Below are 24241 nucleotides of genomic sequence, written 5' to 3' on the forward strand. Positions count from 1 at the left end.
CGAAGTCCTTGTTCTGGTGATGTGGGAATTATAGGATGATCGCCGGCCTGCCGGGCGTCCGCCGCCAAATTGGTGTCCGCGCCCGAATGTCGCGCCGCCATCGGCTCAAATGGCGCAATCCATCCTACAATTATTTCGTCAGCAAAGGAGCCAGCATGACATTGAATGCCTATCACGCGGCCCGTGCGCGGGCCGAGACGCCCCGCGCCGCAGAATTGCGGCTGCTCGGCCAGATCACCGGCGAAATGATGGAGGCGGAGGAAAATGGCCTGAGCGGGCCGGGGCTGATGCCCGCGCTGCACCGCAACCGCGAAATGTGGTCGGCCTTCTCGGCTGATTGCGGCACGACGGGCAACGGCCTGCCCCCGGCGCTGCGCGCGCAGCTCATCTCGCTCGCCCTATGGGTCGATCGCTTCACCAGCGAGGTGGTGGCGGGGCGCGCGCGGATCGGCGAGCTGATCGACCTCAACCGCACGATCATGGAGGGCCTGCGCGGCCCGGCGCTCGCCGCCGCCTGAGCGCGTTGAACGCCCGGCGGGAGGGGGAACAGCGGATCGCCGCTCCCCCTCCCGCCGGGCGTTCGCATTTTCAGAAGGTCGCCCAGTCGTCGACCATCACGCGCGACGCGGGCGCCGCCATATTGTCATTCGAGATCGGCGCGATCGGCAGCGGCGCCACCGGCGAGACATAGGGCTTGTCCGCCGCCACCGCAGGCTTGCGAATCTCGACGCGCGCCGCCTGGCCGGTGTTGAACTTCCCGGCCTGCCCCGCGAGCAGCGCCACCTCGCTCGTCAGGTTCCGCGCCGCCGCCGAGGTTTCCTCCACCATCGCCGCATTCTGCTGCGTCGCCTGATCCATCGCGCCGATCGCGCTGCTGATCTGGGTGACGGCGGTGGATTGCGCCTGATTATCCTCCGCCATCTTGCCGAGCAGCGAATGGACCTCGCTCACGTCGTCGCGGATATCGGCCAGCGCGGCATCCACCTTCTGCACCATTTCCACCGCGGCCACGATATCCGTCTGGGTGGTGGTGAGCTGCGCGCGCGCGCGCCCGGCTTCTTCCTCCGCGCGCATCGCCAGCGCCGATACGAGATCGGCCACCACCGCGAACCCGCGCCCGGCTTCGCCCGCGCGCCCGGCCTCGACGGCGGCGTTCATCGCCAGCACGCGCGTCTGGAATGCGATCTTGTCCAGCCCCTCGATCACGCCGTCGATGCCTTGCGCGCTTTCGCTAACGCGGGTCATCGCGCGCACCGCATTGTCGGCGATATCGCGCCCACCGGCGACGGTCGCGATCGCGCCATCGGCGCGCGCGACGGTGCTGGCCGCGGCGGTGACCCCGGCCTTCAGGCGTTGATCCATCTCGGCCAGCGCGGCGGAGGTCTGCTCAAGGCTCGCGGCATTGGCCTCGGTACGGCGCGCCAGATCCTCGGATGCCTGCGCGATCTCGCCCGAGCCGACGCGGATCACCTCGGTCGAGCCGAGCGCCGATCCGATCAGCTCGCGCAGGCTCGCCAGCGCGTCGTTGAAATTGTCGCGCAGTTCGGCGAAGCCGGCGGGATATTCGGTCGTGATCCGCGCGGTGAGATCGCCCCCGCGCAACGCGGCGAGCGCCTCGGCAAGCGAACTGGTGACGCCTTGCCGCTCTGCGGCGGCCTGGGCATCGGCTTGCGCGCGGTGCGCGGCGGCAAGGCGGAATTGCTCGACCGCGTTGGCGATCTGCCCGATCTCGTCGCCGCGCGCGCGATGCGGCACGGTGCGCGCCTCGCCTTCCGCCAGCGCGGTGGTCACCACGGCGAGATCGGCCATCGGCCGCGCCACCGTGCGGCTGATCGCCAGCCAGATCCAGCCGAGCGTGAACAGCGAAAGGAGCGATGCGCCGATCGTGAACAGGAACGCGAGATACGCGTCCGCGACATTGCGCTCATTCGCCTTGTGCGAACGATCGGCCATCTGGTCGATCAGGTTGCGCGTCTCCGTCAATGCTTTGGTCGAGCGCGCGCCCCACTCGCCCTTGGCCAAGGCGATCATGCCGGCGCGATCGCCCGCCGCGCCAAGCGCGAAAATGCGTTCATCGACGCCAAGCATTTCCGCCACCGTCGACTGGAGCTGCGCGGCTTCGCCCTGCAACTCCGGCCCGGCGATCTTCTGATAGTCGGCGAGGCCGGCGGACAGCCGCTCGCGCCCCTTGGCCGCACGGGTGCGTAATTCGCCCTGCCGCGCCGCGTCAGTCGCGTCGGCGAAGCCGGAAACCGCATATTGCAGATCGGCGATTTCGCCGAGCATCTCCCCCAGCGCACGCGTCCCCGCCACGCCACGCTCGACGTGCATTGTGCCGGCGGCGGTCAGCCAGCGGTTCGAAAGACAGGCGTTGAGGGCGAGCGCGCCACTGAACAACGCGAGAAAAGCGAAGGCGGCGAGCATCTTCTTTGCAAGCCGCCAGTTATCGACGAAAGCGAACATGGTTTTCCAATCCGTCAGGCGCTGACGCAGGTTTGTCGGGGAGCACGGCGAAGCGCCGGGCCTGACTAATTATAGGAAGGTTTCACCCCCACTGCGGCAGGCGCGCCGCGCATCGCCCGCCCCTGAGCAGGCGCGCCGGTCAGCCACGAGCGACAATGGCGGGAACATTTCCGGCGAGCGACGGTTTTCCTCGCTCCGCGCCGCGCCACAGCGTGGCATCCGCACCACCTTTTTGATATTTTCCAAACCAGTTCGGTCGCCATTGTGGCGTCAAGGGATCACCCTCAAGAATTCATCCCTATATCACCGATAATTGAGTAATTTTTGTCCTTGCGAATAAGCATTCAGGATATATTCGCGGTTTGAGGATTAACCCGCCCCACGGTGGAATCGAGGAAAGAGGACGAATAGGCAGATGTCCGGCACGGACAGCGGCGCGGAACGGAACGGCGGCAACAAGCCGGTGATCGACCGCTATCGCGCATTCATATTCCCCAATCGGATGCGCGAATTCAGGCAGCGGGCCGGACACGCGCGCCTGTTGCATTTCGCCGCCGAACTTCGCGACATTCCCTATATTCGCCTGTCGAAGATCGAGCGCGGTGAGGTATTCGCCCGGCCGGAGGAATTGCGGCGCATCGCCGCGGCGTTGCGGATCGCGCCATCCGAACTGCTGATCGACATCGACCATCCGGCCTTCGATATCGAGCGCTGGGCGGAGCCGTTCGCCGGCAATCAGGACGATCTGGACGAAGTGCGCTTCGCCATGTTGCTCGCAGCGGCGCTACGGGTGCGGCGCGCGCGCGATCGCGATCTCACCATCGCCGCGATCGAGCGCGACTTCGGCATCGCGCCGGTCAATCTCTCGCGGCTCGAAAACGCGCTGAAGCCGTTCGGCCGGTGGAACGGCGCGACGCGCGCGGCGGTGCTGGGAATAATGGGCGTGGCGAATGAAGCCCAACTCCGCCAGGAAGTGACGCGTCAGCATCAAGCAGGAGAACTGGATCAGTTCATCGGGGCGATCGCCACCCCGGAAAGCCGGCATGTGCGCAGCCGCCAGCGCATCGCCGAAATCGCGGACCTGCTCGCCGCCAGCCCCGGCGCGCCAGTCGCACCGCCATCGGCGGATGCGACAGCGACCGCGACAGCCACCACCGCGCCCGCCCCGGCCACCCGCGTCAGCGCGGTCGCCGTCGCGACGCGGCTGGTGCCCGTCCATGGCGCGCCGCAGCCGGACGGCCTTGTTTCCTGTGCGCCGACCGGCACGATGATCGAGGCCCCGCGCATCGCCGGGCGCCGCGCCTTCGGGCTGCGCATGTGTCGCGCCACGCTTGGCGGCGGGCTGCCCGCGCAGGCCACGCTGATCGTCGACCCGGATCGCTATCCCGCGCCGGGCGGGCTTGCCGCCTTGCGCGAGCAGGACGGGTGGCGCGTTCTTTCGGTCGGCGCCGATCGGGATGGGCGCATGATCGGCTACAGCACGAACCCGCCGCTGGAAATCGTGCTGGACGCGTGCGCGCCGGATACGCTCGCGGCGATCGTCAGCGCGATTTTCGTTTAGCTTCCCGCCCGCGCCAGGCGCGCGGGCCGCCCATCATTTCCCCGCCGATCCGCCCCGAGCGCATCGGCGCATCGGCGCATCGCCCACAAAATAGCGCCGCCCCGGCCCCTACGTCGCTCGTTGCGTCTATAACTAATCGACGCACATCGACAGAGGAACGCCGCATATGACCGCGAAGAATTTCGCGAGGCGCGCATGACGATGGCCATCGAACTTTCCGGGCCGGTGACCATCCGCAACATCGCGACATTGCACCAACAACTGACGCAGGCTTGCGACGGCGCGATTGACGTGACGGTCGATCTCGCGGCGATCGGCGAGGTCGATCTGAGCTTCGTGCAAACGATCCACGCCGCCCGCCGCGCGGTGGCCGACGCCGGGCGCGTGCTGCGCCTCGTCGTCCCTGCCCCCGCGCATGTCGCCGATCTGCTCGATCGCGCGGGTTTTCTCGCCGCCCCCACGCGCGACGATCTCGATTTCTGGTTCCACGGAGAATTGCCGCAATGACCGCCTCGATCCTCACGGTCGACGATTCACCTAGCCTGCGCATGGCGATCCGCATCGCGCTGACCGGCGCGGGCTATACCGTTTCCGAAGCCGGCGACGGGCTGGAGGGGCTGAACGCCGCGAAGGCCACGTCGTTCGACATGATTATCGCCGATCTCAACATGCCGAACATGGATGGGCTGACGATGATCCGCGAACTGCGGAAGGATCCCGGCAATTGCGGCACGCCGATCATCTTTCTCACCACCGAAAGCGATGAGTCGATGAAGCAGCAGGCCAAAGCCGCCGGGGCGACCGGCTGGCTGGTGAAGCCGTTCGTCCCCGAACAACTGATCCGCGTCGCCAAGAAGGTGCTTGGCCGGTGAGCGCGCCCGATCCGATCGCCGCATTCCGGCTGGAGGCGAGCGACCTGCTCGACCAGATCGAACAGGCGCTGCTCGACCTCGGCCACCGGCTCGACGATCGCGATCTCGTCGATGCGGTGTTTCGCGGGCTGCACACGCTCAAGGGATCGGGCGCGATGTTCGGTTTCGATGCGCTCGCCAGCTTCACCCATCATTGCGAGACGGCGTTCGACCGCGTCCGCAAGGGGCTGGCCCCCGCCACCGCCGAACTGGTCGCGGTGATCCTTTCGGCACGAGACCATATGCGCGCGCTGGTGGAAGGCGACGGCGCCGGGCTGGAGGCCGCGGGCGACGCCATCCTCACCGATCTGCAAGCCGCGATCGACGGGGCGCCGCCGCTCGACGCCACGACTGGTGGCGCACCGTCGCCGCAACGCGGCTGGCGGCTGTTTTTCCGCCTCCCCGCCGATGCGATGGCGAACGGCACCAACCCGCTGACGCTGCTCGACGAACTGCGCGCGCTCGGCGAGTGCCGCATCGTCGCGCATCCCGACGCGATCCCGCCCCTCCCCGCGCTGATCCCAAGCGAATGCCATATCGCGTGGGAAGCGGAATTGCGCGGAGACATCACGCGCGAGGATATCGAGGACGTGTTCATCTTCGTGATGGACGATATGGAATTGCGCATCGAGCCGCTCGCGGCGCCCGATGCCCCGAGCGAGCCGGCGGCGACGCCGACCACGTCCGCGCCCGCCGCCGCCAACGACAGCGCCGCCCCGGCGACGCGCGCCACCGCCAAACCGCAGGGCGAGAATGTCCGCGTTCCGGCTGAGCGGCTCGACGAGCTGATGAACCGGGTGGGCGAACTGGTGATCGTGCAGAGCCGGTTGTCGCAGCTCGCCAACGCCGTCGGCAGCAGTCTCGCGCTGCGTTCGATATCGGAGGAGATCGAGCGGCTCGCCGGTGAATTGCGCGACACGATGATGGTGCTGCGGATGGTGCCGGTGGCCACGCTGTTCAGCCGCTTCCGCCGCCTTGTCCACGATCTGGCGCGCGATACCGGCAAGGCGATCGACCTCCACACCGAAGGCGAAAGCACCGAGGTCGACAAGACGGTGATCGAGCGTCTCGCCGATCCGCTCATCCACCTGATCCGCAACGCCTGCGATCATGGGCTGGAGACGCCTGCGGAGCGCATCGCCGCCGGCAAGCCCGAGGCCGGGCGCATCGCGCTCACCGCGCATCAGGCGGGCGGCGAGGTGGTCATCACCATCCGCGACGACGGGCGCGGCATTGATCGGGCACGGGTGCGCGCGAAGGCCGAAGCGCACGGGCTGATCCAGCCGGGGCAGCAGCTTGCCGATCATGATCTGCTTCAGCTCATCTTCCACCCCGGCTTTTCCACCGCCGCCGAAATCACCAGCCTTTCCGGGCGCGGCGTCGGCATGGATGTCGTCAAGCGCACGATCGAAAGCCTGCGCGGCGCGATCGACGTGACCAGTACGCCCGGCGAAGGATCGGTGATCGAGCTGCGGATTCCGCTGACGCTCGCGATCATCGACGGGCTGCTCGTGCGCGTCGGCGAGGGGCGCTACGTCATCCCACTCGCCGCGGTCGAGGAATGTATCGAGCTGAGCCTCGAAGACGATCTGCGCGCGCGCGGACGCAGCCTGATCTCGCTCCGGGACCGGCTGGTGCCGTTCCTCCGGCTGCGCGAATTGTTCGACACCGGCACCCGGCCCGATCCGCACCAGAAGATCGTCGTGATCGCGACGGGCGCGGAGCGCGTCGGGCTGGTGGTCGATCAGATCATCGGCAGCCATCAGACCGTCATCAAATCCATGTCGCCGCTGCATCGCGAGGTGACGACCTTCGCGGGCGCCACGATCCTCGGCGACGGCGATGTCGCGCTGATCCTCGACGTGACGCAGCTCGTCGCCCTTGGCCAGCATCAGGAGGAGCGGCTGCGCGCCGCTGGATGAGCTATGACCGAACCAACACCCACCAACTGGGATGAATCCGGCACGCTGGAGGTGCTGACCTTCGATATCGGCGGCGAGACACTCGCGCTCGAAGCCGTGCTCGTCCGTGAGATCCTCGATCTGCTGCCCGAAACCGTCGTGCCCGGCGCGCCGCCGCTCGTGGCGAGCGTCATCAATTTCCGTGGCCGGATCATTCCGCTCGCTGATCTGAGGGTCGCGTTCGGGATGCCGAGCGGCGATCGCACCGTGGACAGCCGGATCGTGGTGATCGAAATCGCCACCGAAGACGAGCCGATCCACATCGGCCTGCGCGCCGACAAGGTTCACGAGGTCGCCACGCTACGCCGCGACAGCAGCGAACCGCCGCCCGCGATCGGGATGCGCTGGCGGCGCGATTACGTCCGCGATCTCGTCCGCCATGCCGATGGCGTGGTCATCCTGCCGGACCTGCCGGCCATTTTCCATTCTTCACTCGCCGGAGAAGGTGGCGATTCCGCGCAGCGGCCCGCCTCCACCGTCCACCAATAACCCCAGGGGGAAACCCATGCGCGCTACAATCAAGCTGAAACTCGGAATTACCTTCGGCATTGTCATCGCGGTGCTGATCGCGGTGAGCACCACCGCCGTGCTGCGGATGGCATCGCTCAATCAGGCCATTGGCGATCTGATCGCCGGCCCGTCGGCGCGGCTGGATGTCGCGCAACTGATCCGCGCGAACTTCAGCGACATCGCCCGCAACGAACGCAATATCGCACTCACCACCGACACGGAACTCGGGAAGGAATTCGACGCGAAGATCACCAAGTCGCGCGGCATTTTCGAAGAACTGCTCGACAAGGGCGAACATCTCGCCACCCCGGCGAGCAAGGATACCTGGCGCAATATCCGGGCGACCTACGAAACCTTCAAGCCGATCGACGACAGGATCCGTATGCTGGGCCTGTCGAACAAGAACGCCGAATCCGGGGTGCTTTCGCTTGGTGACGGGCGCCGCGCCAACGATCAGATCTTCAAATATTCGCAGGATCTGGTCGATCAGGCGCGCGATGAGATGGAGCAGGCCAGCAAGAACGCCGAACAGGTCTATCTCGATGCGCGCACGATCCTGTTTACCGCATCGGTCATCGCCTTTCTCGTCGCGCTGGCGGGCGCCGTCTGGCTTTCGATGATCGTTTCGCGCGGCCTGAAGCGCATTGCCCATGCCGTGGACGCGGTGGCGATCGGCGATCTCGAACAGGAGGTCAAAGTCACGTCGAACGACGAAATCCGCGATCTCGTCGATACCGTCAACGGCATGACCGCCAACCTGCGCGTCAGCGCCGGCCTCGCGGACAAGATCGCCAATGGCGATCTGACGATGCAGCATACCCCGCTTTCGCAGAAGGACATGCTCGGCCACGCGCTGGTCCGCATGATCGAGCGCCTGCGCGGCGTGGTGGGCAATGCCAACGCCGCCGCGAATAATGTGTCGACCGGCAGCCAGCAGCTTTCGGCAAGCTCGGAGCAGGTATCGCAGGGGGCGACCGAGCAGGCCGCCGCGGCGGAACAGGCTTCCGCTTCGATGGAGGAGATGGCCGCCAACATCAAACAGAATGCCGACAACGCCGCGCAGACCGAGAAGATCGCGCGCCAGTCCTCCAAGGATGCCGAAACCAGCGGCGTCGCGGTGGAAAAGGCCGTGATCGCGATGCGCACCATCGCGGACAAGATCGGCATCGTGCAGGAAATCGCGCGCCAGACCGATCTGCTCGCGCTCAACGCGGCGGTGGAGGCCGCGCGCGCCGGTGAGCATGGCCGCGGCTTCGCGGTGGTCGCCTCCGAAGTGCGCAAGCTCGCCGAGCGCAGCCAGACGGCGGCGGCTGAAATCGGCGCGGTCTCGTCCGATACGGTTCACGCCGCCACCGAGGCGGGCGAGATGCTGACGCGGCTGGTGCCCGATATCCGCCGCACCGCAGAGTTGATCGCCGAGATCAGCGCCGCCTGCCGCGAACAGGATATCGGGGCGGCCCAGATCAACGAAGCGATCCGCCAGCTCGATCAGGTCACGCAGCAGAATGCCGGCGCATCGGAGCAGATTTCGAGCACGTCCGAGGAACTGGCCGCGCAGGCGGAGGAATTGCAGACCAGCATCTCCTATTTCCGCGTTTCCGCCGCCGATGGCGCGCAGCGCGCGGGCGGAGCCAAGCCCCGCCAGGCCGCACCGCGCGCGACGCATCGCCCGATGACGGCCCCTGCGAAGGCCGCCGCGCGGCCCAACCCGGTCCACGATCAGCAGGCGCGCGCGAAAGGCTTCGCGCTCGACCTGACGAACGGCGGCCCGGATGCGGAGGATGCCGAGTTCGGACAGGCGGCATGACCGGCGCGGCCGATATCCAGGCGGTAACCTTCGGCCTGGGCGACGAGACGTTCGCGGTGCCGGTGGAATATGTGCGGGAGATCCTCGATTATCGGGAAACCTTCCGCATCCCGAACGGCCCCGCCTGGCTGCTCGGCCTCACCGACATGCGCGGTCAGGGGGTGGCGACGATCGACTTCCGGGTGCGGCTCGGCCTGCCCGCGACGGTCGCGTCCCCTGCCACCCGCATCCTCGTGGTGGATGTGCCGCTGGAGGATCGGGCGCTGACGCTCGGGCTGGTGGTCGATCGCGTGCTGGAGGTGAGCAGCCTTCAGCGCGGCGCGATCGAGCCGGCGCCGGATATCGGGGTGGCATGGCCGTCGGACTTCATCGCCGGCATGATCCGGCGCACCGAGGGCTTTGTCGTATTGCTCGATATCGCGCGGATTTTCTCCGCCGCGGATGCCGGGGCGCTCGCCGCCCCGGCGCTGGCCGCCGCCTGATCCACGCGGCCTGATCCACGCCGTCTGCCGCGCGACGCGACAGACGGCGCCAGCTCCTTCTTCCCGAACGCTGCCGGAGTTCCCCCTTGCCCGCGACCGCTCGCCTCGCCCATGCCGCCGCCTCGCCACTCGGCGAGCGCAATTTCCGGCGGCTGGCCGCCTTCATCCACGATCAGGCGGGCATCAAGATGCCGGCGAACAAGAAGGCGATGCTGGAGAGCCGGCTTCGCCGCCGGCTCGACGCGACCGGCGCGCGGACGCTCGACGAATATTGCGATTTCCTATTCGCGGGCACCAATGCGGATCGTGAAAGGCCGCATCTCATCAACGCGGTGACCACCAACAAAACCGATTTCTTCCGCGAACCGGTGCATTTCACCTATCTGCGCGAAACATTGCTTCCCGCGCTCGCCGCGCGCGGCAGCCAGCCGGTCCGCGCCTGGAGCGCGGCCTGCTCGACCGGGCCGGAAGCCTATACGATCGCCATGGTGCTCGACGATTTCGCCGCAGGCGGCGCCGGCCCCGCGTTCGGCATCCTTGCCACCGATATCGACACCGAGGTGCTGGCGATCGCCCGAGCCGGCATCTATCCGGCGCAATTGCTCGATCCCGTGCCGCCGTTGCTGCGGCACAAATATGTCATGTCGCCGAGGAACCCCGCGCGGCGCGAGGTGCGCATCGCCCCGGCTTTGCGCAGCGCGATCGGCTTCGCGCGGCTCAACCTGATGGACGATCATTATCCGATCGGCGCGCCGATGGACCTGATATTCTGCCGCAACGTGCTGATCTATTTCGATAAACCCACGCAGTTCCGCGTGGTGTCCCGCCTTACCGATTGCCTCGCCCCCGGCGGCCATCTGTTCCTCGGCCATTCGGAATCCATCACCGGGCTTGATCTGCCGCTGGAGCAGGTCGCCAACACCGTCTTCCGCCGGAGCTGAGCCGATGATCCGCGTGCTCGTGATCGACGATTCCGCCAGCGTCCGCCAGACGATGACCCGCGTTCTGGAGGAAGACCCCGAGATCAGGGTGATCGCCGCCGCCGCCGATCCGTTCAGCGCGGCGCGGCACATCCAGGAGGAGGTGCCCGACGTCATCACGCTGGATGTGGAAATGCCGCGGATGGACGGCATCACCTTCCTGCGCAAGCTGATGCAGCAATGCCCGGTGCCGGTGGTGATGTGCTCATCGCTGACCGAAGACGGCTCGGAAACCCTGCTTCAGGCGATGGAGGCGGGCGCGGTGGATGTGATCCTGAAGCCAAGCATCGGCGTCGCGGATCATCTGATCGAACATAATATGCGGATTCGGGAGGTGGTGAAGGGCGCCGCGCGCGCGCGGGTCGGCAACCGGCCGAAGCCGCGCCCGATCGCCGCCGCCCCGCAGCAGCGGCTGACCGCCGACGCGGTGTTGCCCGCGCCCAATGGCAAGCCGATGAGCCGCACGACGGAAATGGTGGTGTGCATCGGCGCGTCGACCGGCGGGACCGAGGCGTTGCGCGCTGTGCTGGAGGTGCTGCCCGCCAATGCGCCCGGCATCCTTGTCGTCCAGCATATGCCCGAACGCTTCACCCGCGCCTTCGCCTCCCGGCTGGACGGGCTGTGCGAAGTGAGCGTGAAGGAAGCCGCCGATGGCGATCCGGTGCTGCGCGGGCATGTGCTGATCGCGCCGGGCGGTCGCCACCTGATGCTCCAGCGGCAGGGTGCGCGTTATCATGCGGTGGTGCGCGACGGGCCTCTGGTATCGCGCCATCGCCCGTCGGTCGACGTGCTGTTCCGTTCCGCCGCCCGATCGGCGGGATCGAACGCGATCGGCATCATCATGACCGGCATGGGCGACGATGGCGCGCGCGGCCTCCTCGAAATGAAGCAGGCGGGCGCGCGGACGTTCGCGCAGGATGAGGAAAGCTCGGTCGTGTTCGGTATGCCCAAGGAAGCGATAGCGCGCGGCGCCGCCGACCGGATCGTGCCGCTTGGCGATATCGCGCGGGAATTGCTCGCGGCGACCATGCGCTAGCCCATTTCAGTCCGCCGCCTGTGCCCCGGCGCGGATTTTCTTCCTATCATGTGATGGTTCAGCCGGGAGGCAATTGTGTATTTCGCCAACAACATAACGGGCTCCGCCGAACCATGTTCGGCGCTGGAGAGCCTTGAAGCGGAATTGCGCGATCTGACAAGCAATCTCGACAGCCGGTTCGTGCGCGCCGGGCAGACGCTTGGCGAGGCATATGACATCGTGGAGCGGCTGATCGGCGGCCTCGACGGCGTGATTCACGCGCTGGACGAGGATGCCGCCAACGCCGCGATCGCGCGAATGCAGGCGACCGCCAGTCATCTGATGCGGATTCCCGAGCGGCAGGCGGCGCGCGCGGACGCGTTCGACACGATCCGCGCCATGAACGGCGCGATCGGGCAGCAGATGTGGAAGATCAACCGCCTGCTCAGCTTCCTCAGGATTTGCGGCCTGAACATCAAGATCGCCGCCGCGGGCGCACAGGATTTCGCGGATTTCGCCGAGATCATCTTCGCCCGGATTGATCTGGGCGAGCGCGAGATCAGTGAGATCGGTCGCACCTCGGAGCGATTGCACGCGGGCATCGCCGGGGTGGAGGATGTGGAACATCGCCTCGCCGCCGAAAGCCGGCGCGTCGTGCCGGCGGTTCCGCAGAAGCTGAACGCCGATGCCGACGCGCTCGCCCTTCACCAGCAGAATTCGAGCGCGCGCGCCACGCGCAGCGCGGAGGTGGCGCGTGCGCTGCGTGCGCCTGTCGCCGCCGCGATCGGCGCGATCCAGATCGGCGACATCACGCGGCAACGGCTTGAGCATGTGACGGACGGCATTCGCGCGGCGCGCGCGTTCCTGGCCGAACACCCCGATATCGACACCGGCGCCGCAACCGCGATCCACGATCATGTGCTGGCGATGCTGGCGGCGCAGGCCGAAGATACCATTCGCGATATGGCGCGGGATTCGCGCGTGCTCACCGAAAGTATGCAGGCGATCAGCCCCGGCGTCGCGGCGCTGCTCGAACTCGCCGGCACCGCGGACGCTTCGCCCGAGGGCGTCGCCTTGTTCGAAACGGTGGAACGCAACATCCGCCAGGTCACCACGCTGACCAGCCAGTTGCATGAGGCCGATGCGCGATCGAGCCGGTTGGGCAACGACGCATCGGCGACGGCGAACGATCTCGCGCGCCGCGCGCGGCATATCCATCGCATCACCAACGATGTGCAGCAGATGGCGTGGAACACCGATCTGCGCTGCCACCGCATGGGGGACGAGGGCCGCGCGCTTGCCAGCGTCGCGGGCGAAATCCGTGGTCTGGCAAACCAGCTCGAAACAATATCATCCGATATTTCCAGCCTGTTCGACCGGCTGGCGGACGCCGCCGCGGCGATCCGCGCGCCATGGGAGGACGTGCCCGATGCAGCCGGCGCGCTGACCGGATCGCTCGACTTTATCCGCACCGGCAGTGATCGGTTGCAGGCCAGCCTCGCCGCATTGCGGCGCGATATCGAAACCGTGGCGCTTGTTCTCGACGGGATCGAGCGCGCGGTCGATTGCGAACAGCTTGTCGCCGATCTGTCGCGGATCGCCACCGGAATCGGCGCATTCGGCGCGGCGACCGATCCCGCGCGCGAAGATATCGCGCCGTTGCTGGACGAGTTGCTTCGCGGAATCGCCGCCACCTACACCATGACCCGCGAGCGCGAGGTTCATCGCCTGTTCGCCGCCGCCGAGGACGCCACCGACCCGGCCGGAACGGTAGAAGCGATGGCCGAGGATGATTTCGACGACGGTCTGTTCTGACCGGACGATTCCAAACATCGCCCGGTTCGGGCGAACAGGCCGCGGCCTCTCCTATAATGGAAATATACTTCAACGCGCCGAAAGAAAACTTGTATGCGTTTCGTCATTCCATCGGGGCTGGCCCCGTTTCTTTTGCTTTCTGCCCCCGCCGCGATGGCCGAGGATGCGGCGCCCGCGTTCAAGGTTTCGGGCACCGCGACGCTCATCAGCGATTATCGCTTCCGCGGCATTTCGCAGACCGACAAGGCGCCAGCCGTCCAGGGGACGATCGGGCTTTCGCACGATAGCGGCTTCTATATCGGCACCTGGGCGTCCTCGATCGACCTCGATCAGCACCACGGCCCCACCGAAGTCGATCTCTACGGCGGCTGGGCGCGGATGGTGTCGCCGCGCGACAGCGTCGATATCGCGATCGCTTACTACGCCTATCCCGGCCACAGCGGCGCGGTGCGCACCAACTTCATGGAAAGCAGCGCCAAGCTCACCCACGATTTCGGCCCGCTGAAAGCCACGATGGGCACCAGCTACGCCTGGGATCAGGCGGTGCTCGGCGGCGACAGCCTCTATCTCTACGGCGAGGCGGCGGCGCCGGTTCCCCACACGCCCCTCACCCTGAAGGCACATGCCGGGCGCAGCAAGGGCGCGCTCAGCCCCCGCGCGGGCGGTTATTACGACTGGTCGCTCGGCGCGGACGCCGCGTTCGGGCCGGTCACGCTGAGCGTCGCCTATGTCGACACCGACCTGAAGCGAAATAACCAGGCCGCCGGCGGCGCCCTGTTCTCGATCAGCGCGGGCTTCTGATCCCCCCATTCCTTCCACAGGAACAAGAGCATGAAAAACATCTTCGATCGGATGCACATAGCGGGAAAGCTGATGACGGTCGCCGGGCTGGCGATCACCCTGCTGCTGCTGCTCGGTTTCTCATCGGTGGTGATCGAAACCCGGTCCACCGTGGGCAAGCTCTCCGATGAGGCAGCCATCGCGCAGGCGGACGCCGAGGGCAATCAGGTGAAAACCGATATCGCCGCGTTCGAGGCTACCGCGCGGGCGATGTCCTCCGCGCTCGGCAAGATGCACGCGAACGGCACCCACGATCGCGGCGTCGCGCTGGCGGTGCTCAAGACCGATCTGCTCCAGTCGAAGACCGCGCTGGGTAGCTGGACGATGATCCTGCCCGATCAGTGGGACGGCCCCGATGCCGGGAAAAGCGGGGCTCCGGGTTCCACGTCCAACGGCAATTTCACGCCTTATTGGGTGAAGGTGAACGGAGTCGTCACCCAGTCGCCGCTCAATGAGCCGGGGGCATATGAAAAGCCGTATTTCCGCCGCGCCTATGACAGCGGCAAGGGCGCGATCGTCGAACCCTATGCCTATGACGTAAACGGCAAGAGCCTGATGATGACCTCGATCGCCCATCCGGTGCGTTCGGGCGAGCGCGTGATCGGCGTGGCCGGGATGGACATGGAACTGGGCAGCATTTCCGAGCGGCTCGGCGCGCTGCACCCGTTCGGCGATGGCCGCGTCATGCTGCTTTCGTCGGGGGCAAGTTGGGTAGCCAATCCCGATCCGGCGCAGCTCGGCAAGCTCTACGCCGGCCCCGGCCTCGACGAGGTCAGGGCCGCGTTGGCCAGCGGCAAGACGAAGGTGCTCACCGATCTCGACGTGAATGGCGTGCCGACCCGCCGCGTCATCAAGCCGCTGACGCTGGACAACCTCAACGCCACCTGGGCGCTCGTCCTCGACATTCCCGAGGCGACCGTCGGCGCGCCGGCGCGCGCGATCGTGTGGCAACTCGTGCTCGGCGGCATCGTGATCGTCGGCGCGGTGCTGGCCAGCCTGTTCTTCGCGGCACGCAATATCATCGGCCGCCCGATATCGGGGCTGAGCGAAGCCGTCGATCGTCTTGCCGGCGGCGAGGATTGCGCGATCCCGCAACTCGCCCGCCGCGACGAGATCGGCACGATGGCGCGCGCCGCCGACGTGTTCCGCCAGGCCGCCGTCTCCCGCGCCGAGGCGGATCAGCGCGCGGCGGAGGAGCAGCGCGTCGTCACCACCTCCATCGGTGCGGGGCTGGACGCGCTGACGCGCGGCGATCTCACCGCCGAAATCACCACGCCGTTCCCGGCTGCCTATGCCGCGCTCAAGAACAACTTCAACGCGGCGATCGGAGAATTGCGGCGCATGATCGGCGCGGTGGCGACGAGCGCGGGCGGCATCCGCTCCGGCTCGCTCGAGATCGCCCAGGCATCGGAGGATCTCGCACGGCGCACCGAAGCCAATGCCGCGAGCCTTGAGGAGGCGTCAGCCGCCCTCACCCAGATCGACCAGCGCCTGAAGACCTCGGCAACCGCGGCCACGCAGACCGTCTCCCGCGCCGACGAAGCGCTGCGAACCGTATCGAGCGGCCGCGCGACCGCGGGCGAGGCGGTGGCCGCGATGGACCGGGTAAGCGAAAGCGCCAAGGGCATCGACGAAGTGATCGAGGGCGTGGACAAGATCGCGTTCCAGACGCGCGTGCTGGCGATGAACGCCGCCGTCGAAGCGGGCCGGGCGGGCGATGCCGGGCGTGGATTCGCGGTGGTCGCCGATCTCGTCACCGCGCTTGCGATGCGCGCGGAGGAAGAAGCCAAGCGCGCGCGAGACCAGCTCACCGTCACCCAGTCGGACATCGTTACCGCCGTTGACGCGGTGCGCCGCGTGGACTCCACCTTCGAGACGATTTCCGGCGGCGTCGGCGAAGTGCATATGCTGCTGGGCGAAATGGCCAAGGACAATCAGGCCCAGTCCACCGCGATCAGCCAGATCAGCGTCGCGGTGGCGACCATGGATCAGTCGACGCAGCAGAATGCGGCGATGGTGGAAGAAACCTCCGCCGCAGCCCGCAACCTGACGACCGAGGCGATCTCGCTCAACGATCAGGCCGCGCGCTTCGAAACGCGCGGGCGGTAACGAAAATGGATGCCGTCAGGCAGCGCAACGCCGTCCCCACGGGTGTATCAGGCGCGACTGACGGCATCCACGACCTATCCGGCGTTGCCGATCACCTCGGCCAGCGCGCGCAGTTCGGCGGCCAGCGCCTCCAGCCGTTCCGCCCCGAAGCGCGCGCGATAGATTTCGAGCGTCGCGATCGTATGATCCACGGTAGTGTGGATCAGCGTCGCGCCCTTGTCTGACAGGGTCACGATCGAGCGGCGGCGATCATGCGAATCGTGCTCGCGCACGACCAGTTCGCGATCGACAAGTTCCTTCAGGATACGCGTTACGCTGGGCGCATGAAGCTGCGCTGCCTGAGACAAACCGCTCGGATCGAGCGGGCCGAGATCATTCAGCACACGCAGCACGCGCCATTGCTGCTCGGTGACATCCATCGCGCGCAACATCGGGCGGATCGGCGCCATCACCGCTTCGCGCGCGGCAAGCAGCGCCCCGGAAAGCGACTGGCGATAGGGCGGAAGCGTGGCGACGGATCGGCTCATCCGCGCACTATGGCAGCGATCGCGCCAGCCGCAAATCATCCCGCAAAACGCCGGATCGCGCCACTGCCCGGATCGCGCGCTTTTCGCTCAGCCACGCCCGCAAACTGTATTCGCCGCGCGCCACACGCACGCCGAACATCGCCGATATTGCGCCCTTCATCCGATAATCACGGCATTTTTTCCGCGAGATGAGATACGGCTGGCCCCACGCCAAGGGCACATCTATTCAAACGAATAAGAGCAAATGGGGGTACGGATGAAGACGAGCTATCTGATCGGCGTGGCGCTGATCGCGACGGCGCTGCCACAGGCGAACGTGGCGCTGGCGGAACCGATCACGGCGAAGGCGGGGGCGCTCCCCTCGCCCGCCGAAGCGTTTCCGATCGAGCCGGGCAGCGATTATTATCTCGCCAATTACGATGCTTACGAAAAATATCTGAAGGCGCTCGCCGCGCAATCGGATCGGATGAAGCTGATCGACATCGGCAAATCCGCCGAGGGGCGCACGATGTGGGTCGCGATCGTCTCCTCCCCCGCCAATCTGGCGAAGCTCGATCATTATCGCGAGATCGCGCGCAAGCTCGCCAAGGCGGAAGGCGTGGATGAGGCTCAGGCGAAGGCGCTCGCGGCGGAGGGCCGGGCGATCGTGTGGATCGACGCCGGGCTCCACGCCACCGAAACGGTGACGACGCAGAGCCAGATCCACGTGCTCTACCGGATGCTGACCGGGCAGGACGCCGAGACGAAGCGCCTGCTGGACGATACGATCATCCTGTTCGGCCACGATAATCCCGATGGGCTGCAACTCGTCGCCGACTGGTACATGCGCAATGCCGATCCGGCGAAACGCGAGTTCAAGTCGATCCCGCGCCTGTACCAGAAATATGTCGGCCACGATAACAACCGTGACAGCTTCATGGGGCAGATGCCGGAGACGGTGGCGGTCAACCGCGCATTGTTCCGGGAGTGGTTCCCGCAGATCATCTTCAACCAGCATCAGACCGGGCCGGCGGGAATGGTGGTGTTCGTCCCCCCGTTCCGCGATCCGTTCAACTACAATTACTCGCCGATCGTGATGACCGAACTTCAGGAAGTGGGCGCGGCGATGCACAGCCGGCTCGTTTCCGAGCAGAAGGCCGGATCGGGGATGCGCAGCGCAGCACCTTATTCCACCTGGCACAATGGGATGGAACGATCGGTCGCCTATTTCCACAATTCGATCGGCTTGCTCACCGAGATCATCGGCGGCCCGACGCCGGAGAAGATCCCGCTCGTCCCCGATACGCAGCTCGCGCGCAATGACGAGCCGATGCCGATCGGCCCGCGCGACTGGCATCTGAAGGACAGCCTCGAATATCAATGGTCGCTCGATCGCGCGGTGCTCGATTACGCCTCGCGCAATCGCGAGCGGCTGCTGATGAATTTCTGGCGGATGGGCACGTCCGCGATCGCGCGCGGCAACCGCGATAGCTGGACGATCACGCCGAAAGACGTCGACGCGGTGAAGACCGCCGCTGGCGACAAGACACAAGACGACGAATTTGTCCGTGGCGCCAAGGCGGTCGATTCCGGCCTGTACAAGACGATCCTCAACGATCCGGCGAAGCGCGATCCGCGCGGCTATATCCTGACACCCGATCAGCGCGACATGCCGACAACGATCGCCTTCCTCAACGCGCTGCTCAAGAACGGCGTCGATATCGAGCGCGCCACCGCGCCGTTCACCGCGGGGGGCAAGCGTTATCCGGCGGGTTCCTATGTGGTGAAGACGGCGCAGGCCTATCGCCCGCATGTGCTCGACATGTTCGAGCCGCAGGATCATCCGCACGATGCCGAATATCCCGGCGGCCCACCCAAGGCGCCCTATGACATCACCGGATATACGCTGGCATTCCAGATGGGCGTGCAGTTCGATCGCGTGCTCGACGGGTTCGATGGCCCGTTCCAGCGCGTCACCGCCGATCTGCTCACCCCGCCGCCGGGGCGCGAGATCGGCAGCGGCAAGGCGGGCTGGATCGTCGGGCATGAAGCGAACAACAGCTTCATCCTCACCAACCGGCTGCTCAAGGCGGGGGTGAAAGTGCAGTGGCTGACCGCCGCGACGAAAGTAGACGGCAAGGCGCTCGCCCCCGGCGCGATCTGGATTCCCGCCTCGCCCGAATCCGCGAAGATCGTCGCGGATTCCGCGCCGCTCGGCATCGACGCATACCGTATGGCGACGGCCCCCGCCGGAACGAAGATCGCGCTCAGGCCGGTGCGCGTCGGGCTGGTCGATCATTATGGCGGGGTGATCCCGGCGGGCTGGACCCGCTGGCTGCTCGAACAATATGAGTTCCCGTTCACGGTCGTCTATCCCAAGGAACTGGACGCCGGGAACCTCAACGCGAAATATGATGTGCTGCTGTTCGCCGACGGCACCTTCGCCGGCCCGCGCGGCGGCGCGTACAAAGCGGGCTATGTCACCACGCAGCCGAAGCCGGAGGAGATCCCGGCGCAATATCGCGACTGGCTCGGCAAGGTGACGGCGGAGAAGACCGCGCCGCAGGTCGATGCCTTCGCGAAGGCGGGCGGCACGGTCATCACCATCGGCGGCGCGAATTACCTCGCCTCGCTGATCGCGCCCGCGATCCAGCCCGCGCTGGTGACGAAGAAGGCCGATGGCACGGTGAGCGCGCTCGCCGCCAGGGATTTCTACATTCCCGGTTCGCTGGCCGAAGCGAGCGTCGATCCCGCCAGGCCGCTGGCCTTCGGGATGACGCCCAAGGTCGATATGTTCTTCGACAAGAACCAGCCCTTCGCGCTCGGCGCTGGCGCGACCTCGATCGCGTGGTTCGATTCGCCGACGCCGCTGCGCAGCGGCTGGGCAGTCGGGCAGGAGAAGTTGAAGGGCACCGTTGCGATCGCGGACGCCGATATCGGGCGCGGCAAATTGTTCGCGCTTGGCACCGAGGTGACGCAGCGCGCGCAGCCCTATGCGACGTTCAAGCTGCTGTTCAACGGCATCCTCTACGGCCCCGCGGTGGCGGCGGCGCGCTGACACGGGCCGGCGGGGCGGGAAACGCCCGCTCCGCCAGCCCCATTTTCCCAACGTCAACTTCCCGCTACGGCTTCGCTCATGCAGTTCTTTTCCGATAACGTGGCGCCGGTGCATCCGGCGGTGTTCGCAGCGATGCAGGCCGCCGATACGGTCGATTCCGGTTACGACGGAGATCGGCTTAGCCAGGCGCTCGACGCGCGCTTCTCGGCATTGTTCGGTCGCGAGGTGGCGGCCTTGTGGGTGCCGACCGGCACGGTCGCCAACAGCATCGCTCTCGCCACGATCTGCCAGCCTTATGGCGGCGTGATCTGCCACGGCGAAGCGCATATCCAGAACGACGAATGCGGCGCGCCGGAATTCTACACCCATGGCGCGAAGCTGCTGCTCGCCGGCGGCGCGGATGCGCGGATGACGCCCGAAACGGTGGCGGCGGTGGCGGACGCGATCGCCAACGACGTTCACCGCGTCCAGCCGCACGCGCTGTCGCTCACCAACGCGACCGAGCTTGGCACTGTCTATTCCCCCGCGCAGGTCTTGGCGTTGTCTTCGCTCGCGAAAGCGCGCGGCTGGCGGGTGCATATGGATGGCGCGCGGCTCGCCAATGCGATCGTGCATCTCGGCTGCTCGCCCGCCGCGCTGACTGAGGGTGTGGACGTGCTGAGCTTCGGCTTCGTCAAGAACGGCGGAATGTCGGCGGAGGCGCTGGTGTTCTTCGATCCCGCGCTGGCCGATGACGCGCGGCGGCGGCGCAAGCGCGGCGGGCATTTGCTGTCCAAGGGGCGCTATCTCGCGGCGCAGCTCCACGCGATGCTGGAGGACGATCTGTGGCTCGCCAATGCGCGCGCGGCGAATGCGGCGGCGGCGGAGTTGGCGACGGCGGCGAACGGGCGGCTGATCCACCCGGTCGAGGCGAACGAACTGTTCCTGCGCATGACGCCGGCGGAGGCGAGCGTGCTGCGCGCGCAGGGCTATGGCTTTTACGACTGGAGCGAGGGTGTGGTCCGCTTCGTCACCCATTGGGCCAGCCCGATCGCGGAGGTCCACGCGCTGGCGCGGGCGATCGCGACATTGTCCTGATTGAGTTTGGGCCCTAGGGCGAACGCATGACGATCAACTCCACCGGCGCCGAGCGCCTGCAACGGCGCATGGCGCGCGGCGCCGCCTTTCTCGGATCAGAGGTCGCGATTCTCGGCGGCGGCATGTCCTGGGTGTCCGAGCGCAATCTGGTCGCGGCGATTTCCAACGCCGGTGGCTTCGGCGTGATCGCGTGCGGCGCGATGTCGACCGATCTGCTCGACGCGGAGATCGCGGGGACGAAGGCGCTGACCGACAAGCCGTTCGGCGTGAACCTTATCACCATGCACCCCGATCTGATGGCGCTGATCGACGTGTGCGCGAAGCACAAGGTGAGCCATGTCGTGCTCGCCGGCGGCCTGCCGCCCAAGGGCAGCCTTGAGGCGATCAAGGCATCCGGCGCGAAATGCGTCTGCTTCGCGCCGACGCTGGCGCTGGCGAAAAAGCTGATCCGATCCGGCGTCGATGCGCTGGTGATCGAGGGGATGGAGGCCGGCGGCCACATCGGCCCGGTTTCCACCAGCGTGCTCGCGCAGGAGATTCTGCCGGAGATCGCGCATGATGTTCCCGTGTTCATCGCCGGTGGCATCGGGCGCGGGCAGGCGATCGCGGGGTATCTCGATATGGGCGCGGCGGGTGTGCAGCTCGGCACGCGCTTCGTCTGCGCGACGGAGAGCATCGCGCATCCCAATTTCAAGAAAGCCTTTATCCGCGCCTCCGCGCGCGATGCGGTCGCCTCGGTGCAGATTGATCCGCGCCTGCCGGTCATTCCGGTGCGCGCGCTGAAGAACGCGGGCGGCGAATTGTTCACCCAGAAGCAGCGCGAAGTGGCTCAGGCGCTCGACGAGGGGCAGTTGGCGATGGCCGAGGCTCAGCTTCAGATCGAGCATTACTGGGCCGGCGCGCTGCGCCGCGCGGTGATCGACGGCGATATCGAGCATGGCAGCGTGATGGCCGGCCAGTCGGTTGGCATGGTGACCAAGGAGGAGCCGGTCACCGATATCATCGCAACGCTGATGGAGGAGGCGGCGCAGGCGCTGGAGAAGCGCACCGCCTGAGCGACCGGCGCGGGCGGCGGCTGACGAGCGCCACGCGCGTCAACGCTTCGCCGCGCCGGTAACCTTTTGTTAACCATTTGGGCGCCGAATCCCTTGCACATAGGGAGAAAGCGCCATGAAAAGGGCAGCCATATCCATCGCGATCGCCACGCTTGCGGCATCGCTCACGGCTTGCGCCTCGCATCCGAAGAAGATCGCGGTCGCCCCGCCGCCACCTGCATATAAATCCGCGCCCGCCGCGCCGATGCCGCCGGGCGGCCATGCCGGGATGAAAATCCCCACGCGCCTGTCAGACGGCAGCTATCTCACGCCCAACCGCAATCTCAGCACCGCCGCCACCGTGTGGCATCTGCGCGCCGCGCTCAACGTCGCCGCGCTCGCCTGCCGGGGGGCGGCGCAGGCGGCGATCGTCGCGCGCTACAATGATCTGCTCAGCCGGCAGAAAGCCGCCTTCGCGCAGGCGCAGGCCAGGCTGGCGGCGGAGTATCGGGCGACCGGCGGCGACTGGCAATCGCGTGAGGATGACGCGATGACGCGGCTCTACAATTATTTCTCGCAGGATTTCGCGCGCGCTGCCTTCTGCGCAAGCGCGGCCCATGTGCTTGAGCGTGCCGATGCAGTGGCACCAGCATCGTTCGAGGCGTTCGCGAACGAGCAATTGCCCGCGCTCGATCAACCATTCATCGAATTTTTCCGCGCTTATGATGCGTGGCGCACGGGGCAGGCGATGCGCCCGATGATCGCTTACGCCAGCCCGGCGGCAGTGCCGGTGGCGCTGAACCACGCCGCGACGAAAGCCGTTCCCGTGAAACCGGGCAAGCCCCCTCACCTTCACGTCGACATAAGCGCGTTGCAGGATCAGTCGCTCGCCGGGCGCTGATCCGGACCGCGCGGGGGTTACACAAGCCGCGCGCTTGGGTTAACAGCCTTGCGCATGACGCCTGGACGGACCGACCAGCCCGTCGAGGGGCGCTTCGACGGGACGACACATCGCTTCCCGCTACGCGTCTATTTCGAGGACACCGATCTGTCGGGCGTCGTCTATCACGCCAATTACCTGCGTTACATGGAGCGCGCCCGATCGGACATGCTGCGGCTCGCCGGTATCGACCAGCGCGCCACGCATGAGGCGGGCGGCGGCGCCTATGCCATCGCCAGCCTCGCGATCCGCTACGCCGCGCCCGCGCGGCTCGACGATGCGCTGATCGTCGAGACAAAATTGACCGAAGTGCGCACCGCATCGGTTTCCATTCATCAAAGAGTCATGCGCGGGGATATCTTGCTTGCCGAGGCCGATGTCGTCGCGGCACTGGTGGCCCCCACGGGTCGCCCGCGACGCCAACCAGCCGCGTGGATCGAACGTTTCAACTCTCTACTGGCCAAGAAGGACCAGACGCCTTGAACCTGTTCTTCAATTCCAATGCCGCCACGCTTTCGCCGGTCGCGCTGTTCATCCAGGCCGATTGGGTGGTGAAACTGGTGATGCTCGGGCTGCTTGCCGCGAGCATCTGGACCTGGGCGATCGTCTTCATGTTCTGGCGCCGTATCGGCGCCACGCGGCGCGAGACCGAGCGGTTCGAGCGCGATTTCTGGAAGGCGGACGATATCGACGCCTTCTACAAGACGCATGTGGATAACGAGCAGCCCGCCGCTCGCGTGTTCGTCGCCGGCGTCGCGGAATGGCGCCGCTCAACGCAGGGTGTCGCGATCGACCGTTCGGGCACGCGCGAACGGCTGGCGACGACGATGGGCGCGGCGGTCGCAAGCGAGATCGACCGCCTGTCCGATCGGCTCAACATCCTCGCGACGGTCGGCTCGGTCGCGCCGTTCGTTGGTCTGTTCGGCACGGTGTGGGGCATCATGCGCAGCTTCACCTCGATCGCCAGCCAGCAGAACACCAGCCTTGCCGTCGTGGCGCCGGGGATCGCGGAGGCGCTGTTCGCCACCGCGATCGGCCTGTTCGCGGCGATCCCGGCGGTGATCGCGTACAATCGCTTCAGCCACGGCATCAACCGGATCGAGGCACGGCTGAACCGCTTCGCAGACGGCTTCCACGCCACGCTGAGCCGCCAGCTCGATCGCGAACGCTGA

General features: G+C 66.7%; 21 protein-coding genes. 19 read left to right on the plus strand and 2 right to left on the minus strand.

The annotated features are described in order from the left end of the window. Nucleotides 1-155 precede the first annotated feature (155 nt). A complete protein-coding gene (gene flaF, locus Q0316_RS19430; RefSeq protein WP_298675663.1) occupies nucleotides 156-518 on the plus strand; it encodes a flagellar biosynthesis regulator FlaF in 363 nt (120 codons plus the stop codon). Nucleotides 519-588: 70 nt separating this feature from the next. On the opposite strand, the gene Q0316_RS19435 is transcribed toward flaF, so the two are convergent. Then, on the minus strand, nucleotides 589-2463 hold the full coding sequence (locus tag Q0316_RS19435) for a methyl-accepting chemotaxis protein (protein ID WP_298675665.1): 1875 nt from the start codon (nucleotides 2461-2463) through the stop codon (nucleotides 589-591). 415 nt (nucleotides 2464-2878) lie between these two features. Here Q0316_RS19435 and Q0316_RS19440 point away from each other — a divergent pair, with 415 nt between their 5' ends. The 12 genes from Q0316_RS19440 (at nucleotide 2879) to Q0316_RS19495 (ending at nucleotide 16454) form a co-directional block, all read left to right on the plus strand. Beyond that, nucleotides 2879-4024, plus strand: a complete 1146-nt coding sequence (locus Q0316_RS19440; protein WP_298675667.1) for a helix-turn-helix transcriptional regulator — start codon at nucleotides 2879-2881, stop codon at nucleotides 4022-4024. 195 nt (nucleotides 4025-4219) lie between these two features. Further along, on the plus strand, nucleotides 4220-4531 hold the full coding sequence (locus Q0316_RS19445; RefSeq protein WP_298675669.1) for an STAS domain-containing protein: 312 nt from the start codon (nucleotides 4220-4222) through the stop codon (nucleotides 4529-4531). Next, nucleotides 4528-4896: a response regulator gene (locus Q0316_RS19450; RefSeq protein ID WP_298675672.1), complete on the plus strand. Its 369-nt coding sequence runs from the start codon at nucleotides 4528-4530 to the stop codon at nucleotides 4894-4896. The genes Q0316_RS19445 and Q0316_RS19450 overlap by 4 nt, the downstream gene beginning before the upstream one ends. Further along, nucleotides 4893-6857: a chemotaxis protein CheA gene (locus Q0316_RS19455; RefSeq protein ID WP_298675675.1), complete on the plus strand. Its 1965-nt coding sequence runs from the start codon at nucleotides 4893-4895 to the stop codon at nucleotides 6855-6857. Before Q0316_RS19450 ends, Q0316_RS19455 begins: the two co-directional genes overlap by 4 nt. A gap of 3 nt (nucleotides 6858-6860) precedes the next feature. Continuing rightward, entirely contained in the window at nucleotides 6861-7385 is a 525-nt protein-coding gene (locus Q0316_RS19460) for a chemotaxis protein CheW (RefSeq protein ID WP_298675678.1), read from the plus strand. Between the two features lie 16 nt (nucleotides 7386-7401). Continuing rightward, nucleotides 7402-9213 carry a methyl-accepting chemotaxis protein gene (locus tag Q0316_RS19465; protein ID WP_298675681.1) on the plus strand — a complete coding sequence of 604 codons (1812 nt, stop codon included), beginning with the start codon at nucleotides 7402-7404 and terminating at the stop codon, nucleotides 9211-9213. Further along, a complete protein-coding gene (locus Q0316_RS19470; RefSeq protein WP_298675684.1) occupies nucleotides 9210-9695 on the plus strand; it encodes a chemotaxis protein CheW in 486 nt (161 codons plus the stop codon). Before Q0316_RS19465 ends, Q0316_RS19470 begins: the two co-directional genes overlap by 4 nt. A gap of 86 nt (nucleotides 9696-9781) precedes the next feature. Then, nucleotides 9782-10636: a CheR family methyltransferase gene (locus Q0316_RS19475; protein ID WP_298675687.1), complete on the plus strand. Its 855-nt coding sequence runs from the start codon at nucleotides 9782-9784 to the stop codon at nucleotides 10634-10636. A gap of 4 nt (nucleotides 10637-10640) precedes the next feature. Beyond that, nucleotides 10641-11711 (plus strand): chemotaxis response regulator protein-glutamate methylesterase, encoded by a 1071-nt coding sequence (locus tag Q0316_RS19480; RefSeq protein WP_298675690.1) that lies wholly within the window; start codon nucleotides 10641-10643, stop codon nucleotides 11709-11711. Nucleotides 11712-11786: 75 nt separating this feature from the next. Beyond that, nucleotides 11787-13505 (plus strand): hypothetical protein, encoded by a 1719-nt coding sequence (locus Q0316_RS19485; protein WP_298675692.1) that lies wholly within the window; start codon nucleotides 11787-11789, stop codon nucleotides 13503-13505. A gap of 93 nt (nucleotides 13506-13598) precedes the next feature. After that, nucleotides 13599-14306, plus strand: a complete 708-nt coding sequence (locus Q0316_RS19490; RefSeq protein ID WP_298675695.1) for a TorF family putative porin — start codon at nucleotides 13599-13601, stop codon at nucleotides 14304-14306. A gap of 30 nt (nucleotides 14307-14336) precedes the next feature. Further along, complete coding sequence (locus Q0316_RS19495; protein WP_298675698.1) at nucleotides 14337-16454, plus strand: methyl-accepting chemotaxis protein; 2118 nt, start codon at nucleotides 14337-14339, stop codon at nucleotides 16452-16454. A gap of 74 nt (nucleotides 16455-16528) precedes the next feature. Here Q0316_RS19495 and Q0316_RS19500 read toward each other — a convergent pair whose 3' ends face one another. Continuing rightward, a complete protein-coding gene (locus Q0316_RS19500; protein ID WP_298675701.1) occupies nucleotides 16529-16981 on the minus strand; it encodes a MarR family transcriptional regulator in 453 nt (150 codons plus the stop codon). Between the two features lie 256 nt (nucleotides 16982-17237). Between Q0316_RS19500 and Q0316_RS19505 the strand changes: the two genes are divergently transcribed. From Q0316_RS19505 to tolQ, 6 genes are all read left to right on the plus strand, one after another. Beyond that, nucleotides 17238-20018: a M14 metallopeptidase family protein gene (locus tag Q0316_RS19505; protein WP_298675704.1), complete on the plus strand. Its 2781-nt coding sequence runs from the start codon at nucleotides 17238-17240 to the stop codon at nucleotides 20016-20018. Nucleotides 20019-20096: 78 nt separating this feature from the next. Then, entirely contained in the window at nucleotides 20097-21095 is a 999-nt protein-coding gene (locus tag Q0316_RS19510; protein WP_298675707.1) for a low specificity L-threonine aldolase, read from the plus strand. A 68-nt stretch (nucleotides 21096-21163) separates the two neighbouring features. Next, on the plus strand, nucleotides 21164-22150 hold the full coding sequence (locus tag Q0316_RS19515) for a nitronate monooxygenase (protein WP_298675802.1): 987 nt from the start codon (nucleotides 21164-21166) through the stop codon (nucleotides 22148-22150). Nucleotides 22151-22265: 115 nt separating this feature from the next. Continuing rightward, the gene (locus Q0316_RS19520) at nucleotides 22266-23030 is read left to right on the plus strand and encodes a hypothetical protein (protein ID WP_298675709.1); all 765 of its coding nucleotides are present in this window, start codon (nucleotides 22266-22268) and stop codon (nucleotides 23028-23030) included. Between the two features lie 54 nt (nucleotides 23031-23084). Further along, complete coding sequence (gene ybgC, locus Q0316_RS19525; RefSeq protein WP_298675712.1) at nucleotides 23085-23552, plus strand: tol-pal system-associated acyl-CoA thioesterase; 468 nt, start codon at nucleotides 23085-23087, stop codon at nucleotides 23550-23552. Beyond that, the gene (tolQ, locus tag Q0316_RS19530) at nucleotides 23549-24241 is read left to right on the plus strand and encodes a protein TolQ (RefSeq protein ID WP_298675715.1); all 693 of its coding nucleotides are present in this window, start codon (nucleotides 23549-23551) and stop codon (nucleotides 24239-24241) included. The genes ybgC and tolQ overlap by 4 nt, the downstream gene beginning before the upstream one ends.

The organism is uncultured Sphingomonas sp. (assembly GCF_937871615.1).
Lineage (GTDB): Bacteria > Pseudomonadota > Alphaproteobacteria > Sphingomonadales > Sphingomonadaceae > Sphingomonas.

Excerpts from the sequence above, each read along its gene's own strand:
- Q0316_RS19480 (WP_298675690.1), top strand. The coding sequence starts at position 10,641 with ATGATCCGCGTGCTCGTGATCGACGATTCCGCCAGCGTCCGCCAGACG.
- Q0316_RS19505 (WP_298675704.1), top strand. The coding sequence starts at position 17,238 with ATGAAGACGAGCTATCTGATCGGCGTGGCGCTGATCGCGACGGCGCTG.
- Q0316_RS19510 (WP_298675707.1), top strand. The coding sequence starts at position 20,097 with ATGCAGTTCTTTTCCGATAACGTGGCGCCGGTGCATCCGGCGGTGTTC.
- Q0316_RS19450 (WP_298675672.1), top strand. The coding sequence starts at position 4,528 with ATGACCGCCTCGATCCTCACGGTCGACGATTCACCTAGCCTGCGCATG.
- ybgC (WP_298675712.1), top strand. The coding sequence starts at position 23,085 with ATGACGCCTGGACGGACCGACCAGCCCGTCGAGGGGCGCTTCGACGGG.
- Q0316_RS19445 (WP_298675669.1), top strand. The coding sequence starts at position 4,220 with ATGACGATGGCCATCGAACTTTCCGGGCCGGTGACCATCCGCAACATC.
- Q0316_RS19470 (WP_298675684.1), top strand. The coding sequence starts at position 9,210 with ATGACCGGCGCGGCCGATATCCAGGCGGTAACCTTCGGCCTGGGCGAC.
- Q0316_RS19440 (WP_298675667.1), top strand. The coding sequence starts at position 2,879 with ATGTCCGGCACGGACAGCGGCGCGGAACGGAACGGCGGCAACAAGCCG.
- Q0316_RS19495 (WP_298675698.1), top strand. The coding sequence starts at position 14,337 with ATGAAAAACATCTTCGATCGGATGCACATAGCGGGAAAGCTGATGACG.
- flaF (WP_298675663.1), top strand. The coding sequence starts at position 156 with ATGACATTGAATGCCTATCACGCGGCCCGTGCGCGGGCCGAGACGCCC.
- Q0316_RS19515 (WP_298675802.1), top strand. The coding sequence starts at position 21,164 with ATGGCGCGCGGCGCCGCCTTTCTCGGATCAGAGGTCGCGATTCTCGGC.
- Q0316_RS19520 (WP_298675709.1), top strand. The coding sequence starts at position 22,266 with ATGAAAAGGGCAGCCATATCCATCGCGATCGCCACGCTTGCGGCATCG.
- Q0316_RS19490 (WP_298675695.1), top strand. The coding sequence starts at position 13,599 with ATGCGTTTCGTCATTCCATCGGGGCTGGCCCCGTTTCTTTTGCTTTCT.
- Q0316_RS19500 (WP_298675701.1), bottom strand. The coding sequence starts at position 16,981 with ATGAGCCGATCCGTCGCCACGCTTCCGCCCTATCGCCAGTCGCTTTCC.
- Q0316_RS19460 (WP_298675678.1), top strand. The coding sequence starts at position 6,861 with ATGACCGAACCAACACCCACCAACTGGGATGAATCCGGCACGCTGGAG.
- Q0316_RS19435 (WP_298675665.1), bottom strand. The coding sequence starts at position 2,463 with ATGTTCGCTTTCGTCGATAACTGGCGGCTTGCAAAGAAGATGCTCGCC.
- Q0316_RS19465 (WP_298675681.1), top strand. The coding sequence starts at position 7,402 with ATGCGCGCTACAATCAAGCTGAAACTCGGAATTACCTTCGGCATTGTC.